Annotated in this window: 15 protein-coding genes; 1 reads left to right on the top strand and 14 read right to left on the bottom strand. The window is 60.7% G+C overall.

What is annotated here, in order from left to right; genetic code table 11:
- Positions 1–64 precede the first annotated feature (64 nt).
- A complete protein-coding gene (locus U0004_RS24010; protein ID WP_070253696.1) occupies positions 65–1,072 on the bottom strand; it encodes an XdhC family protein in 1,008 nt (335 codons plus the stop codon).
- Between the two features lie 98 nt (positions 1,073–1,170).
- On the opposite strand from U0004_RS24010, the gene U0004_RS24005 reads away from it, so the two are divergent.
- A complete protein-coding gene (locus U0004_RS24005) occupies positions 1,171–1,311 on the top strand; it encodes a hypothetical protein (protein WP_162835767.1) in 141 nt (46 codons plus the stop codon).
- 146 nt (positions 1,312–1,457) lie between these two features.
- Here U0004_RS24005 and U0004_RS24000 read toward each other — a convergent pair whose 3' ends face one another.
- From U0004_RS24000 to U0004_RS23940, 13 genes are all read right to left on the bottom strand, one after another.
- A complete protein-coding gene (locus U0004_RS24000) occupies positions 1,458–2,561 on the bottom strand; it encodes a M48 family metallopeptidase (protein ID WP_070253697.1) in 1,104 nt (367 codons plus the stop codon).
- Positions 2,562–2,571: 10 nt separating this feature from the next.
- Entirely contained in the window at positions 2,572–3,021 is a 450-nt protein-coding gene (gene dut, locus U0004_RS23995; protein ID WP_034785229.1) for a dUTP diphosphatase, read from the bottom strand.
- A gap of 25 nt (positions 3,022–3,046) precedes the next feature.
- A complete protein-coding gene (gene coaBC / locus U0004_RS23990; protein WP_034785232.1) occupies positions 3,047–4,267 on the bottom strand; it encodes a bifunctional phosphopantothenoylcysteine decarboxylase/phosphopantothenate--cysteine ligase CoaBC in 1,221 nt (406 codons plus the stop codon).
- A gap of 17 nt (positions 4,268–4,284) precedes the next feature.
- Positions 4,285–4,794 (bottom strand): signal peptidase II, encoded by a 510-nt coding sequence (gene lspA / locus U0004_RS23985; RefSeq protein WP_034754175.1) that lies wholly within the window; start codon positions 4,792–4,794, stop codon positions 4,285–4,287.
- 83 nt (positions 4,795–4,877) lie between these two features.
- Entirely contained in the window at positions 4,878–7,778 is a 2,901-nt protein-coding gene (gene ileS / locus U0004_RS23980; RefSeq protein ID WP_070253698.1) for an isoleucine--tRNA ligase, read from the bottom strand.
- An 81-nt stretch (positions 7,779–7,859) separates the two neighbouring features.
- Positions 7,860–8,831: a bifunctional riboflavin kinase/FAD synthetase gene (locus U0004_RS23975; RefSeq protein ID WP_070253699.1), complete on the bottom strand. Its 972-nt coding sequence runs from the start codon at positions 8,829–8,831 to the stop codon at positions 7,860–7,862.
- 186 nt (positions 8,832–9,017) lie between these two features.
- Positions 9,018–10,229, bottom strand: a complete 1,212-nt coding sequence (locus U0004_RS23970; RefSeq protein WP_034785237.1) for a tetratricopeptide repeat protein — start codon at positions 10,227–10,229, stop codon at positions 9,018–9,020.
- A gap of 78 nt (positions 10,230–10,307) precedes the next feature.
- The gene (locus tag U0004_RS23965) at positions 10,308–10,739 is read right to left on the bottom strand and encodes an ExbD/TolR family protein (RefSeq protein ID WP_177886013.1); all 432 of its coding nucleotides are present in this window, start codon (positions 10,737–10,739) and stop codon (positions 10,308–10,310) included.
- 105 nt (positions 10,740–10,844) lie between these two features.
- Positions 10,845–11,273, bottom strand: coding sequence for an ExbD/TolR family protein (locus U0004_RS23960; RefSeq protein WP_034785240.1), 429 nt, complete (start codon positions 11,271–11,273; stop codon positions 10,845–10,847).
- Between the two features lie 5 nt (positions 11,274–11,278).
- A complete protein-coding gene (locus U0004_RS23955; protein WP_167468694.1) occupies positions 11,279–12,208 on the bottom strand; it encodes a MotA/TolQ/ExbB proton channel family protein in 930 nt (309 codons plus the stop codon).
- 86 nt (positions 12,209–12,294) lie between these two features.
- Entirely contained in the window at positions 12,295–12,951 is a 657-nt protein-coding gene (locus U0004_RS23950; RefSeq protein WP_034785244.1) for an energy transducer TonB, read from the bottom strand.
- A 539-nt stretch (positions 12,952–13,490) separates the two neighbouring features.
- Positions 13,491–15,092, bottom strand: coding sequence for a SpoVR family protein (locus tag U0004_RS23945; RefSeq protein WP_052140385.1), 1,602 nt, complete (start codon positions 15,090–15,092; stop codon positions 13,491–13,493).
- Complete coding sequence (locus tag U0004_RS23940; RefSeq protein WP_034785247.1) at positions 15,092–16,360, bottom strand: YeaH/YhbH family protein; 1,269 nt, start codon at positions 16,358–16,360, stop codon at positions 15,092–15,094. Before U0004_RS23940 ends, U0004_RS23945 begins: the two co-directional genes overlap by 1 nt.
- Positions 16,361–16,385: the final 25 nt, after the last annotated feature.

Below are 16,385 nucleotides of genomic sequence, written 5' to 3'. Positions count from 1 at the left end.
GGCCAAAGTCAAAGACGGTATCAGGGAGGCGATGCGGACGCACCGCGTTTCTTGCTGTTTGCCTTCAGCGCGCGCAGATGTCGCTGGTGGGCGGACTCAGGGCCGCCGCGTGCTGGATCTGCAGGGCGTCGGGCACGCCATTTTTCACGGCCGTCAGTTCGGCCAGGATGGAAATGGCGATTTCGGCCGGCGTCTTGCTGCCGATGTACAGGCCGATGGGGCCATGCAGGCGCGCCAGCTGTTCCGCGCTGACGTCGAACTGCAGCAGCCGCTCGCGGCGCCTGGCGTTGTTGGCGCGCGAGCCGATGGCGCCCACGTAAAACGCTGGGGACTTGAGCGCTTCCATCAGGGCCAGGTCATCGAGCTTGGGATCGTGCGTGAGGGCGACGACGGCGCTGCGGCTGTCGAGCTTTAATTCCAGCACGAGATCGTCGGGCATGGCGTGCAGCAGGGGCACGCCGGGCACGTTCCAGCCGCCCCGGTATTCCTCGCGCGGGTCGCAGACGATGACGTGGTAATCCATGGCCGTGGCGATTTGCGCCACGAAGCGCGACAGCTGGCTGGCGCCGATGATCAGCAGGCGCCAGCGCGGGCCATGCTGCGTGGTGAGTACGCCATCGTCCAGTGCCAGCACGGCGCCCGGCGTGGCGCGCTGCAGGGCGACGGCGCCGCTGCGCAAGGCGAGGCGGCGCTCGACCAGTTCATGGGCTTCCAGGCGCGCCAGCAGTTCGGCCACGCGGCTGCCCGCATGCAGCGGCTCGATGGCCAGTTCGATGGTGCCGCCGCAAGGCAGGCCGAAGCGGTGCGCCTCGTCGGCGCTGATACCGTAGCTGACGATTTCCGGCAGCGTGCGCACGATGCCATGCACGCGCACGGTGTCGATCAAATCATCTTCGATGCAGCCGCCGGAAACGGAGCCGACCACCGTGCCATCGTCGCAGATGGCCAGGGTGGCGCCCACGGGGCGGGGGCTGGAGCCCCAGGTCTTGATGACGGTAACGAGTTCGCAGCGGTGGCCGGCGTCGAGCCAGGCGGCGCTGGTTTTCAGAACTTCAAGGTCGATGCTGTCCATGGCGCGCAGGAGGAAAGCCGCAGGTACGCGGCAAAGTATGGAAAAGTATTCAAGATTGTGGATATACTACCTGTTCCATCACCCTGCGGAGAATTTTCATGTCAAATGAAGTCAAGACGCAAGAAGAGGGTATTCCCAAGTTCGGCAAGCTGCTCATCGTCCTGTTTTTAGCCGTGGTGTTCTGCGGTGCCCTGACCTGGATCATGGGCACCTACTTCCCCAACTTCCCGGGCGCCTGAGCAAACCCTGTTTGATCAGGATGAAGAACGTCTGACAGAACCGTAACGAGCGGCAGCGATTTGTGGCCGAGAAGCGCAACTGTGCTTGAGCACAGTGAGCATCGCAGACCGCAAAGCGCGACGCGCAGTAGGTTATGGTAGGCGTTCTAAGGCTTGAGCGGTTTCTTCGCCGCCTGCTTGGCGCGCACGTCGGTGACGGCGCGGTTGACGGCGGCCATGCGCGAGTTGGTGCCGGGATGCAGCGCCGTGTAGCCGTTGGCGACTGTCGCCGGCACTTGCGTGGCCAGGCGCTGCCAGAAGCGTGCGGCGTTATCGACGTTGTAGCCGGCGCGCGCCAGCAGGTAGATGGCCAGGGTGTCGGCTTGCACGTCGAGTTCCTGCGGCATGGCCTTGATGCCGGCGGCGCCCGTCAGCATCGACACGTCGGGCTGCACGGCGCCCAGGCTGTCGATGATGCTGCCGGCCGTGCCTGCCGTGCGCTGGCTGCGCGCGTGGTCAAGGATGTTGTGCGCCATTTCGCGGGCGATGACAAAGGCGATGCCTTCGTCGTTTTGCGCCGCATTGACCATGCCGCGCGTGAGCATGATGCGCGAACCGTCCGAGTAGGCGTTGACATTGTCCGCATTGCCCAGGGCGACGCGGAAGGCGCAGGCGCGCGTGACGGGAATTTTCAGGTCCTGCTGCTGGCCATCGCGGGCGATGGTCATGTTCAGGCTCGCGCTTTTCGAGGCCAGCGGGCCGACGATGGCGCCAAACGGGCCTTCCGCTTTCGGGCCGGCCGGCAGCGGCTTGCCTTCGGCGGCCAGCAAGCCGTCGCCCTTGCGCAAGCCGGCGCGCGCTGCGCCGCTGCCCGGCAAGACGCCGGAGACCTGCATCTGTTCGCCGTAGCCGAGCGCCGCCTGGGCCGCGTCGGCATAGATGCCAGGGTAGGAATACTTATTCTGCGCCGTGAAGCCCAGCAGGTTGCGCGCATACGTCTTGCACAGGTCCGCATTGTTGATCAGCAGGGGCGCCGAGACTTTCGACAGGCGGTCCTGCAGCGCCACCATCTTCACCAGTTCTTCCTGCGCCGCCTTTTGCTGCGCCGTCGGCGCGGGTGCATCGGGCGCCGGCACGACGTTGAACGGGCCGCTGACATGCGTCGCTGGCGTGGTGCAGGCAGAGAGAAGGGCAACGCAAGCCACCAGCAGTGGCGAGGCCAGATGGCGCAGCGAAGTCGGGGCTGGGATCAGATGGCGGAAACCTGGCATGAGAAAATCCTTAATGTTTGCCGGTGCTGCCGAAACCGCCAACACCGCGTTCGCTGTCGCCGAATTCCTCGACGACGTTAAAGCCCACTTGCAGCACCGGCACGATAATCAGTTGCGCCAGGCGTTCCATGGGATTGAGCGTGAAAGCGCTCTGGCCCCGGTTCCAGGTCGATACCATCAGCTGGCCCTGGTAATCGGAGTCGATCAAGCCTACCAGATTCCCCAATACGATGCCGTTTTTGTGGCCCATGCCGCTGCGCGGCAAAATCATGGCCGCATACGACGGGTCGCCGATGTGGATGGCCAGGCCCGTGGGAATGAGCACCGTCTGGCCCGCTTCGATGGTGATGGCTTCATCGATGCAGGCGCGCAGGTCCAGACCGGCGCTGCCCGGCGTGGCGTAGGCTGGCAGCAGTTCTTTCATGCGGGCGTCGAGGATCTTGATGTCGATATTTTTCATTGAAGCTAAGTCGTCTAAAAATGGATTATTTGAGCAGTGAATTTTTTGCCAGCCGCTTCGAGATTTCCGAAATCAGCTGGCGCGCCAGGTTCAGTTTCGAGGCGCGCGGCAGCACGGTATGGCCTTCCTCGTCGAACAGGATGATGGTGTTGTCGTCCTGGCCGAACGTGTTTTGGCCGATGTTGCCGACCAGCAGAGGGATGCCCTTCTTTTCGCGCTTGGTCGAGCCGAATTCCACGAGGTTTTCCGATTCGGCGGCAAAGCCCACGCAGTACGGATAGCCGGCCAGGTTGGTGCGCGCCGCCACGGTGGCAAGGATGTCGGGGTTTTGCGCGAACTGCAGCTCGGGCACGGAGCCGTCGGCCTGCTTTTTCATCTTCTGGTCGCTGGCGTTGGCGACGCGCCAGTCGGCCACGGCGGCGACAGCGACGAAGACATGCTGGCCGTCGACGTGGGCCAGTACCGCATCATGCATCTGCTGCGCGCTTTGCACATCGATGCGGCGCACGCCGAAGGGCGCGTCCAGGGCCGTGGGGCCGGAAATGAGCAGCACCTCGGCGCCTGCTTCGCGCGCCGCGCGCGCCACCGCATAGCCCATCTTGCCCGAGGACAGATTGGTGATGCCGCGCACGGGGTCGATGGCTTCGAAGGTGGGGCCGGCCGTGACCAGCACGCGCTTGCCCGCCAGGACTTTCGGCTGGAAGGCGGCGATCAGCTCCGTCAGCAGCTGCTCCGGTTCCAGCATGCGGCCCAGGCCAACTTCGCCGCACGCCTGCTCGCCGGCGGCCGGGCCGAACAGCTTGATGCCGTCGTCGCGCAGCTGCTGCACATTGCGCTGCGTGGCGGGGTTCTGCCACATTTCCACGTTCATGGCCGGCGCCACCAGCAGGGGCAGGTGGGAAGGACGGGCCAGGCACAGGGTCGACAGCAGGTCGTCGCACACGCCGTGCGCGAGCTTGCGCAGAAAATCGGCCGAACACGGCGCGATCAGGATGGCATCCGCATGGCGCGTCAAATCGATATGCGCCATGTTGTTGTCGATGCGCGCATCCCACTGGCTCGTGTGCACGGGGTGGCCGGACAGGGCCTGCATCGTGACGGCCGTGATGAAGTGGCTGGCCGCATCCGTCATCACCACTTGCACCGAGGCGCCGGCCTTTGTCAGCGCGCGGCACAGTTCCGCCGCCTTGTAGCAGGCGACGCCGCCCGAAAGTCCCAGAACGATTTTTTTGCCGGACAATTCCATGCCGTTCTCCTGCGTGTCTATTTGTTTACCCGGCGCAGTTCATCGATGATGAACAGGGCCGCACCGATGCAGATGGCGCTGTCGGCGATATTGAAAGCGGGGAAATGGCCCCAGCTTTTCCAGTGGAAGTCGAGGAAATCGACCACGTGGCCGTACATCAGGCGGTCGATGGCGTTGCCCAGCGCGCCGCCGAGTATCAGCGCCAGGGCCCAGCAGAACATGCGCTGGCCGGCGTGCTTTTTCAGCAGATAGATGATGTAGATGGCGGCCGCCAGGGCGATGCCGGTGAAGAAATAGCGCTGCCAGCCACCCTGGTCGGACAGGAAGCTGAACGCGGCGCCCTTGTTATACGCGAGCACCAGGTTGAAATACGAGGTGATGACCATCTCTTGCGCATAGCGGAAGGTCTTCAGGATCGTGATCTTGGTGATCTGGTCGAACAGGATGACGATGGCGGCAATGCCCAGCCAGGGCACGAGCGACGCCGAGGATGACGATTTCGATGAAAAACGGTTTTTAGTGGCCATATTTTTCCAGGGAAGATAAAGCCGCCGCCTGGTGGCAGGCGGCGGTTGGAAGCGGGACGCAGGCAGCGCCCCGGGGTGACAGTCTATGCGAAACGGCGCGATTCGCCCTTGCCAAACAGATTGCTGACGCAGCGGCCGCACAGGGTAGCATGCGCGGCGTCCGTGCCCACGTCGCTACGGTAGTGCCAGCAGCGCTCGCACTTCGGCGCCGTCGACGCGGTTACGACCACTTCCTCGGCCGCTTCGTCGGCCACCTCGGCCACCGTGGCTTGCGAGGTGATGAAGACGAACTTCAAGTCCTCGCCCAGGGTGGTCAACAGCTTGTACTTCATCGGCGCGGCCTTGATCGTCAGTTCCGCCTGCAGCGACGAACCGATGGCGCCCGAGGTGCGCAGGTCTTCCAGCTGTTTTGTCACGTCCGTGCGCACGGCGCGCAGTGCCGTGTATTTCTCCAGCAGGCCGGCGGCGTCCGAAACTTCCGGCAGCTGCCACCAGGTTTGCGTGAAGATGGTTTCATCGCTGGCGGCGTAAGCATCCGCTCCGGCGAAGACGGCCCATGCTTCTTCGGCCGTGAACGACAGGGCAGGGGCCATCAGGCGCAGCAGGCTTTGCGTGATGTGCCACAGGGCCGTCTGCGCAGAACGGCGCGCGTGCGACGTCAGGCCCGAGGTGTACAAACGGTCTTTCAGGATGTCCAGGTAGAAGCCGCCCAGGTCTTCCGAGCAGTACGTCTGCAGCTTCGACACCACCGGGTGGAACTCGTAGCGCGCGTAGTTGTTCTCGATCTGCGTTTGCAGCGACGCCATGTTGGCCAGCGCATAGCGGTCGATTTCGAACATTTCCGCCACCGGCACGGCGTCCGTGGCCGGATTGAAGTCCGACGTATTGGCCAGCAGGAAGCGCAGGGTGTTGCGGATGCGGCGATACGATTCCGTCACGCGTTTCAGGATCTCGTCGGAGATCGACAGCTCGCCCGTGTAGTCGGTCGACGCGATCCACAGGCGCAGGATGTCCGCGCCCAGGGTGTCCGAGATCTTTTGCGGCGCCAGGGTATTGCCCAGCGACTTGGACATCTTCTTGCCTTCGCCATCGACCGTGAAGCCGTGCGTCAGCAGGGCTTTGTACGGCGGACGGCCGTTCAGCATCGACGATACGAGCAGCGACGAGTGGAACCAGCCGCGATGCTGGTCCGAGCCTTCCAGGTACAGGTCGGCCGGGAATTGCAGCTGCGTCGAGTGCGAACCATGGCCTTGCGGGCCGCCCAGCACCGTCTGGTGCGTGGCGCCGGAATCGAACCACACGTCCAGCGTGTCCTTGTTCTTGGCGTAGATGGCCGCTTCGTCGCCGATCAGGTCTTTCAAGTCCAGCGCCTGCCATGCCTCGATGCCGTCCTTTTCGATCAGCTTGGCCACTTGCTCCAGCAGTTCCGGCGTGCGCGGATGCAGGTCGCCCGTTTCCTTGTGCACGATGAAGGCCATCGGCACGCCCCACTGGCGCTGGCGCGACAGGGTCCAGTCGGGACGGTTGGCGATCATGCCGTGCAGGCGCGCCTGGCCCCAGTCCGGGAAGAACTCGGTGTCGGCGATGCCTTGCAAGGCCGTTTCGCGCAGGGTTGCGCCGCCGTCCTTCGGCGTCACGTCCATGCCGGCGAACCACTGCGAGGTGGCGCGGTAGATGATCGGCGTCTTGTGGCGCCAGCAATGCATGTAGCTGTGGTCGAACATCTTGACTTCGAACAGCGCGCCCGCTTCGCGCAAGGCGTTGCAGATCGGCTTCGACGCTTCCCAGATGGTCATGCCGCCGAACAGGGGCAGGGTCGAGGCGAACTTGCCGTCGCCCATGACGGGCTTGATGATGTCGTCGTCCTTCATGCCGTGCGCCTTGCACGAGATGAAGTCGTCCAGGCCGTAGGCTGGCGCCGAGTGCACCACGCCCGTGCCGCTTTCCGTGGTCACGTATTCGGCCAGGTACAAAGGCGACAAGCGGTCATAGAACGCGTCGGCCGCATGCAGCGGGTGGCGGAAGCTGATGCCGGCCAGGGCCGCGCCGTCGCACGTGGCGATGGTCGTGCCATCGAGTTTGAAGCGCGCCAGGCTGGCGACGACCAGGTCTTGCGCCAGGATCAGCAGCAGCGGCTGGCCATCGCGCTCGGCTTTCACCAGCGCATATTTGACTTCCGGGTGCACGTTCAGGGCCTGGTTCGACGGGATGGTCCACGGCGTGGTGGTCCAGATGACGATGAAACCGTTATCGGTCGGCAGGGAGCGCAAGCCAAAGGCTTGCGCGATTCGTTCAAGCTCTTCAAACTTGAACCCGACATCGATGGCGGGATCGCGTTTTTCCGCGTATTCCACTTCCGCCTCGGCCAAGGCCGACTGGCAGTCGAAGCACCAGTTGACGGGCTTCAGGCCGCGGTAGACATAACCTTTTTCCAGCAGCTTGCCCAGCGCGCGCAATTCGTCGGCTTCATTGCCGTGCGCCATCGTCAGGTAGGGGTTGTCCCACTCGCCCAGCACGCCCAGGCGGATGAAATCCTTTTTCTGGCGCTCGACCTGCACGTTGGCGTAGGCGCGGGCCTTTTCCAGCACTTCGGCCGTCGGCAGGTTCTTGCCGTGCAGTTTTTCGATCTGGATCTCGATCGGCATGCCGTGGCAATCCCAGCCCGGCACGTACGGCGCGTCGAAGCCGGCCAGCGAGCGCGACTTGACGACCATGTCCTTCAGGATCTTGTTGACGGCGTGGCCCAGGTGGATATCGCCATTCGCGTACGGCGGGCCGTCATGCAGGATGAATTTCGGGCGGCCGGCGGCAGCCTTGCGCACGCGCTCGTAAATCTTCTTGTCTTGCCATTGCTGTACCCATTGCGGCTCGCGCTTGGCCATGTCGCCGCGCATCGGGAACGGGGTTTCCGTCATGTTGACCGGGTATTTGCTTTCAGGCTTCTTGTTCTGCTTGGGCGTGGCTGGCTTGTTTTGATCGGACATAATCTTCTTTAATGGTATGGAGTATATTTTTGCAGCGGGTTGGCGGCGGCAGGTGCCGCCAGGCGGTGGAGTTGGCCGGCGTCAAATTCGGTCGGTGGCGGTAATGGCGCCGCTGCGCTGCTCAAAATACGCGCGCGCCTGGTTCGAGTCGCGCTCGATGGCGGCCGTCAGGGTGGGCAAATCGTCGTACTTCTCTTCGTCGCGCAGTTTTTCCAGGAATTCCACGCGCACCAGCTTGCCATAGCAGGACTGGGCAAAATCAAACAGATGCACTTCCAGCAAGACGCGGCCGCTGTCGTCGACGGTGGGGCGTACGCCGAGGCTGGCCACGGCCGGCAGCGGCACCGGTCCCAGGCCATGTACTTGCACGATGAAGATGCCGGACAGGGCGGGGCGGTGCGCCACGCGCAGGTTCAGGGTGGGGAAGCCGAGGGCGCGGCCCAGTTTCTGGCCGTGGATGACGTGGCCGGAAATGGCATACGGATGGCCCAGCAACTGCGTGGCCAGCGGGAAATCGCCTGCCGCCAGCGCCAGGCGCACGGCCGAGGACGAGATGCGCGTGCTGCCGCTCATCACGGTAGGCAATGTTTCTACATGGAAACCATATTGGCGGCCCGCTTCCTGCAGCATGGCCACGTCGCCGGCGCGCCGGGCGCCATAGCAGAAGTCGTCGCCGACCATCAGCCATTTCACGTGCAAGCCGTCGACGAGGACTTTTTCCGTGAATTCCTGCGGCGTCAAGGCGGCGAACTGGGCGCTGAAGTGCTCGACGACGACACGGTCGATGCCGGCGTCGTCCAGCGATTGCAGCTTGTCGCGCAAGTTGGCGATGCGCTGCGGGGCCTTTGACAGGTCGCCCGCGCGCTGCGCAAAGAATTCGCGCGGGTGCGGCTCGAACGTCATCACGGCCGCTTCAATGCCGAGTTCGGTCGCGGCGCCGCGCACGCGCGCCAGCAAGGCCTGATGGCCGATGTGGACACCGTCAAAATTGCCGATGGTCAGAGCGCAAGGCGCTCGTGCCTGGGCATTGGGAAGTCCGCGGAATACCTTCATAGGAATCTGATGAAAAACTGTGCCAAAAGGGGGATTATACGGACTGTTTCAGGGATGCACACCCGGCAGGGCGGGCACAGGGCGAATTTCACTGCTGAAATAACAAAAAGCGTTGCCGGCGGGTGTGCTGGCAACGCTTTTGGATGGCACTCGACTAGCTGCCTGCAACTCCCGGAGGATGTTGCCTTATTTATTCATCAACGTCCAGTAACGGGCCAGGTCAGCCGCGCCATCCGTGCCCTTGACGGCTTTGAGTGCTGTCGAGGCATTGGACTTCTTGCCGGCGTGAATGTAAGCGATGCCCAGATGCAGCTTGGCTTCTTCCGCATACTTGGCGGTGCCCATTTTCACGGCATCGTTCATCAAGCCCAGGCCCTTGTCGGCCTGGCCGTCGTAGACCAGGGCGAAGCCCAGCTTGCTCAAGCTGTCGGCGTCCTTGTTCTTGACGTATTCCGCTTCCGACTTGGCGGCGTTGGCTTTCAGCTCGGCCTGGGTTTTCAGGGCCAGGTCTTTCAGGCGCTGGTGACGTGGCGCATCGGCGCCGGTACCCAGTACGCCTTTTTTGTAGCCTTGCTCGATGATGCTCAGCGCTTCGCCAGGATTGCCTGCTTGCAGGGCCAGCTGGCTGATTTCCATGTATTCGGAAGGTTTGCTGAACAGGCCGTTGGCCAGGCGCAGGCGCTGGACGTCCAGGGCCAGGCGTTGCGAGAAGCCAGGCTTGCCCGAAACGCGGTTCAGCAGGTCAGCCCAGTAGCTGGTTTTCGGATAGCTCGATGCCAGTTTTTCCAGGGTGGCGACGTAGCCGCCCTTGTCGTTTTGCTTCAACTGGATGTTGGCCAGCATTTGCAGGCTTGCTTCCGAGTTGCCGCCGCGCGATTGCAGCTCTTTCGCCGCTTCGGCGTAGTTGCCGCTGACGTAGTAGGTCTGGATCAGCAGTTCGCGCATCTGGGCATCGTCGCGGTCTTTCAGCGAGCGCTTGATCCAGGTGATGGTGTTCGGCCAGTCCTTGGCGCGGTAGTACATGCCGGCCAGGGCTTGCGTGAATTTCGGGGCTTCGGCGGCGCTCAGGCGGCCGGAATTGATGACGGCTTCAAAGGCCTTGATGGCGGTGCCGTTGTCGCCGGCGGCGGCAGCGGCCGAAGCGCGCACGCGTTCGATCTGGTAGCTTTCAAAGGCGGTCTTGCCGCCGACGCTGTCAGCTTCGCGCAGCTTGGCCAGCGCTTCCTTGTTTTTGCCGCTGCTAGCGAGTTTTTGCGCTTCTTGCAGTGGCTTGCCCACTTCGGCACGCACGGTGTCCGCGGCGTATGCCAGCGAGCCCAGGCCGATTACGGGAGTTGCTGCGGTAAAACCGATAGCGGCCATGACGAGGCCGAGATGAGCGAGACGAAACTTGGACATAAGAAAGTCTTTCAGTAAAAAGCGAATAGGCAGGAAGTCCTGCCTATTCGGATGTAAAGAGAACCTGATTGCTGCAGCTTACTGGAATTGCTCGTTGCCGACCAGACCGATTTTGGTCACGCCCAGACGCTGCGCCGACGCCATCACACCGGCGACGACTTTGTATTCCACCAGCTTGTTCGGACGCAAATGCACTTCCGGCTGGTCTGCTTGCGCAGCAACGTTGCTCAGCTTGGCTTCCAGCGAAGCGCGGTCAGGAATGACCTGATTGTCCCACAAGATCGTACCGTCAAAATCGACATCGATCGTGACGACCACTGGTTCGGTTGTCGGTGGCGGCGGGGTGCCGACCGGCATGTTCAAGTTCACCGAGTGGTTTTGCTTAGGAATCGTGATGATCAACATGATAATCAGCACCAGCATCACGTCGATGAGGGGCGTCATGTTCAGTTCCATCATTGGTTCCGGATCCGCGCCTGCTGCGCTTCCCGAACCGACATTCATACTCATAGTGTTTCCTTTAAGAAGTCCAACGAAGCACCGGGCGAAACTGCCGCCCGGTCAGCTTCTGGCGGCGGCATCCCCATGTTGCCGGGACGCCGCCGCCAGTCGCTATCAGCCCTTGTCAGGTGGTTCGGTGATGAAGCCGACCTTCTGGATCCCGGCACGTTGGGTCGTGTAAATAACCCGGCCGATCGATTCGTAGCGTGTTTCTTGGTCGCCACGAACGTGTACTTCCGGCTGCGGTACTTTCACTGCTTCAACTTTAAGATAATCGAACAATTCGTTCGTGTCTTTCAGTCTGGTCTGGCCCAGGTAAATCTCACCGTCCTTGTTAACAACGATGTTGACGTTTTCTGGCTTGCTTTGAAGGGCTTGGTTGGCCTCGATCGGCAGATCGATTTTCTGCAATTTGAGGACAACCGGACTGGTGATCAAGAAAATGATCAGCAAAACCAACATGATGTCGACGAGCGGCGTCGTGTTGATTTCTGACATTACTTGATCTTCATCTCCGCTGTCGGAGCCGACGGACATCGACATGATTCTTATCCGATCTTTTTAGCGCCGGCAGCACGGCCAGCTTCGCTGGTCGACATTACGCCGGAAACCAGAACCGAGTGAACGTCGGCGCTGAACGAGCGGATGTCTTCCATTGCGGATTTGTTACGACGAACCAGCCAGTTGTAACCCAGAACGGCAGGAACGGCGACCAGCAGACCGAAAGCGGTCATGATCAGTGCTTCACCAACTGGACCTGCAACTTTGTCGATCGATGCGTTACCGGTCATGCCGATAGCGGTCAGCGCGCCGTAAATACCCCAAACGGTACCGAACAGACCGATAAACGGTGCGGTCGAACCAACGGTTGCCAGGAACGACAGGCCATCTTGCAGACGCGATTGGACTTTGTCCGAAGCGCGCTGGATCGACATCGTCACCCAGGTCGACAGGTCGATTTGTTCCAGCAGGGCGCCGTCATGGTGTGCGGTTGCCTTGGTGCCCGATTCAGCGATGAAGCGGAATGGCGAGCCTTCGCTCAGGGTTGCCGAACCAGCAGCGATCGAAGGAGCTTTCCAGAATTTGGAAGCGGCTTCTTTGGCTTGCTTGAAGATCTTCATTTGATCCAGCAGTTTGGTGATGATGATGTACCAGCTGCCGATCGACATGATGGACAGGATGATCAGGGTAGCGCGTGGCACGAAGCCGCCGTCCCATACTGCGGACAGGCCGAACGGGTTGTGCACTTCTTCGGTTTTGGCTGGAGCTGCTGCATCAGCGGCTGGAGCTGCTGCGTCTGCTGCTGGAGCGGCTGCATCTGCAGCAACTGGTGCTGGTGCAGCGTCTGCCGCAGGAGCCGAAGCGGCAGCCGATGCTGGCGCGTCAGCGAATGCCGGAGCTGCTACCAGAGCGGTAGTAGCGGTAACGGACAACAGAACCGCGGCAAAAAATGCGGACAAACGGGTATTCTTAAACATGCTTCCTCCAAAATTAAAAATAACAGATCGCTGAACGTAATGACAACGAAATCATAGTGTGAGACAGGGGATAACTGTCTCGGGTTTTAATCCAGCGACCAAACGTATTGCATTTGCTGCCAGCCTTGTTCCGGCTTGCCGTCAACTGTTGCCGGCTTAAATGTACAGCGGCTAATACCTTGCACCGCGGCTTTGTCCAGGTCTCTGAAGCCGCTGGACTTCACGATCTTCGAATCAGCGACCTTGCCGTCTACACCGATCAGGAACGACAGTGTCACCACACCGGTTTCCTCATTGCGCTGCGACGACTTTGGATAAGCCGGTTTTTCGCAGACACTGAAGTCAACCACGGCCGGTGTACGCACCGATTTGGCTGGTCCAGGAGTTGGCGCAGGCTGTGCAGGCGGTGCTGGCGGTGCCAATACATTCGTGGCTGGCTTCACAGCAGTCGTATTTGCAATCACGTTCTGTTGTGGCGGCGGCTGCTGCACGTTCACCTCGACTGGCGGAATGAATGGCGGCGGTGGCGCCTTCATTTCTGGCGGCGGTGGTGGCGGTGGAAGATCCTTCGGTGGAGGCGGTTTGACTTCCTCGATAATCTTGGTTTCAACCGGTTCCATCATTTTGGTAACTAACCGCTTGCCCAAGCCCGTCGCGATCCCGTAAGCCGCGAGAACGTGCAGCAGGACAACGACAGTTATGCCTGTGTAGTTCTTGGGACTTTTCTCGTTCGAAAAATTCATGCCTGCTTTCTCCAAATACCATCTCTTGTCTTGCAACTGAACCCCAAAATGACGACACAAAGCTCCAGCCGTATCCGGGACGTCGCCGAATTATACATACGAATTCTTTATTTTACACAGATTTTTAACGCCTAAAACCGGTTAAATTTTTGGCGCTTTTGCGCCCTGAAAACGTACTTGCTTATGTCATCTTTGCACGCTTTCGGACAGAAAAAAAGGCGGTCTTATCGGTTTTTTACAGCCGTTTTGGACGACCGCTGCTAAGTTCTCCGATGTGCCTATATGGCGGAATTATATTTCGTGATATCCAATATGGAAACTGCTAAATTTGGAGAAAAATCTTTCTTTATGGAAATGTTTTGGCTCTGAACCAGACCACTTAGCCTTAGCTGCGCACCAAACGGGTGCGGAACGCACTTCACCCAGGTCAAAAAAGGCGCTCCTGGAGGCCTATTTGAGGCCGTCAGGCCATACTGAATTCCTATACGGGCATAGGAAGCGCTTATATTCTTGCTATTGATTATTATCAACAAAACATTTCATGGCCGGACAACCGGGTCATCGCGCCGGTTGCGCTTCTCGCGCCGGCAATTCAGGGTGCCCAGGACCACGCCCTGGGGATCGACCGTATCGAGGTGCACATCGAAGCCCCACAGCCGCGCCACATGCTTGAGCACCTCGGCTGCCTGCTGGTTCAGCGGGCGGCGCTGGAATTGCGTGTGGCGCAGGGTCAAGGCGCGGTCGTCGCGCGTATTCACGGACCACACCTGGATGTTCGGCTCGCGGTTGCCCAGGTTGTACTGCTCGGCCAGCTGCTGGCGCACGTAGCGGTAGCCGGCATCGTCATGGATGGCGGAAATGGCCAGTTTTTCATTCTTGTCGTCGTCAAGCACGGCAAAGAAGTGGAATTCGCGGATCAGCCGCGGCGACAAATACTGGGCAATGAAGCTTTCATCCTTGAAATTGCGCATGGCAAAGTCCAGGCTCTTGCGCCAGTCGCTGCCGGCCATGTCGGGAAACCAGGCGCGGTCTTCGTCCGTCGGGTGCTCGCAGATGCGGCGGATGTCGCTCATCATGGCAAATCCCAGCGCATACGGGTTGATGCCGCTGTAATACGGGCTGTCGATGGGCGGCTGGTAGACCACATTGGTATGGCTTTTCAGGAATTCCATCATGAAGCCGTCACCGACCACGCCTTCGTCATACAGCTGGTTCAATATCGTGTAATGCCAGAAGGTGGCCCAGCCCTCGTTCATGACCTGGGTTTGCCGTTGCGGGTAGAAGTACTGGGAAATCTTGCGCACGATGCGCACCATCTCGCGCTGCCATGGTTCCAGCAGCGGCGCGTACTTCTCTATAAAGTACAGCAGGTTTTCCTCGGGTTCGGGCGGAAAGCGGGGCGCGGCCTTGCGCTGGTCTTCCTCGTCCTCGTCATCCTCGCGCCGGGGCAGGGTACGCCACAGCTGGTTGATTTGCGACTGCACATAGGCTTCGCGCTCTTTCTGGCGCGCATATTCCTTCGCCATCGACAGTTTCGCCGGGCGCTTGTAGCGGTCCACGCCATAGTTCTGGATCGCGTGGCACGAGTCGAGCAGCAATTCCACGGCATCGACGCCATGGCGCTGTTCGCATTCGGCGATGTAATTCTTGGCAAACACCATATAGTCGATGATGGCGTCCGCATCCGTCCAGGCGCGGAACAGGTAATTGCCCTTGAAGAAGGAATTGTGGCCGTAGGCCGCATGCGCGATCACCAGCGACTGCATGGTCAGGCTGTTTTCCTCCATGAGATAGGCGATGCAGGGGTTGGAGTTGATGACGATCTCGTAGGCGAGGCCCATCTGGCCGCGCTTGTAGCTTTTCTCGGTAGACAGAAAGTGCTTGCCGAAAGACCAGTGGTTGTAGGAGACGGGCATGCCCACCGAGGTATAGGCATCCATCATCTGTTCGGCCGTGATGATTTCCAGCTGGTTCGGATAGGTATCGAGGCCAAACTGTTTCGCTACGCGGCGGATTTCCTCGTGGATTTGCTCGATCAGCTCGAACGTCCATTCCGACTGCTCGGGCAGGGCGTTCGGGTGGCGCAGGCGCACGAACGGTTCGCCCGGGGTGTTGCTGGCGCGGTCAAAGGCTGCACTCATCATTTCACCTGTTTCTTGAACAGTTCGCGGAAGACCGGGTAGATATCGGCCGGCGTGACGATCTTTTGCATGGCGAAATGGGCGTGATGGTCGAGCACGCCCGCGTATTGCTCCCACAGGTTTTGCTGCGGGCCATCCGTGATCTCGACATAGGTGTAGTACTGCACCTTGGGCATGATGGTGTTGATCAGCAACTGGCGGCACAGCACGGAATCGTTGTCCCAGTTGTCGCCGTCGGACGCCTGCGCCACATAGCTGTTCCATTGCCCGGCGCCATAGCGCTCGTCGATGATGGTGTTGAGCAAGTGCAGGGCGGAGGATACGACGGTGCCGCCCGACTCGCGCGAATTGAAGAATTCATGCTCGTCCACTTCGGCCGCCGCCGTATGGTGACGGATGAAGACGACTTCGATCTTGTCGTAGACGCGCTTGAGGAACAGATATAACAGGATGAAGAAGCGCTTGGCCGTGTCCTTGCGCGACTCGTCCATGGAGCCGGACACGTCCATGATGCAGAACATGACGGCTTGCGTCATCGGCTTGGGTACCTTGACGCGGTTGCTGTAGCGCAAGTCGAACGGGTCGATGAAGGGAATGGCCAGCAGGCGCGTGTGCAGGTGGTGGATCAGGCGGCGCAGTTCCGTCACCAGCGGGTCGCTGTCGGGCGCGCCTTCGTGCAGCAGTTCGGCCAGGTCTTCCTCGGCCTGCGCCAGTTGCTTGCGGGCGCCGCCGCCGACGGCGATGCGCCGTCCCAGCGCGCCGCGCAAGGAACGCAGCACATGGATGTTCGATGGCGTGCCCGACATATTGTAGCCGGCGCGCTGGTTCTTGAATTCCGTGGTGGCCGTCAGCTGGGTTTTCACCATATGCGGCAATTCCAGGTCCTCGAAGAAATAATTCATGAATTCTTCGCGCGACAATTCAAAGATGAAATCGTCTTCCGTCGTCTCGTCGCTATTGCCCGCCTTGCCCCGCCCGCCGCCACCGCCGCCTTTCGGCCGGGCGATCTGGTCGCCTTTCAGGTATTCCTTGTTGCCGGGATTGACCACTTCCCATACGCCGCCATGCGCGTGGCCGAACGATGGTTCGCCCACGTCCTTGACGGGGATGCTGACCTTCTCGCCATTCTCGACGTCCGTGATCGAGCGCCCCTTGATGGCACGCCCCACGGCATCCTTGATCTGGCCCTTGTAACGCCGCAGGAAACGCTCGCGGTTGACGGCGGATTTATTCTTGCTTTGCAAGCGCCTGTCGATGAGATATGTCAAAGGGTGCCTCCTTGCCTCTCGTCTC

Source organism: Janthinobacterium lividum (assembly GCF_034424625.1).
GTDB lineage: Bacteria > Pseudomonadota > Gammaproteobacteria > Burkholderiales > Burkholderiaceae_D > Janthinobacterium > Janthinobacterium lividum.
This window is presented reverse-complemented; position numbering and strand designations above follow the sequence as displayed.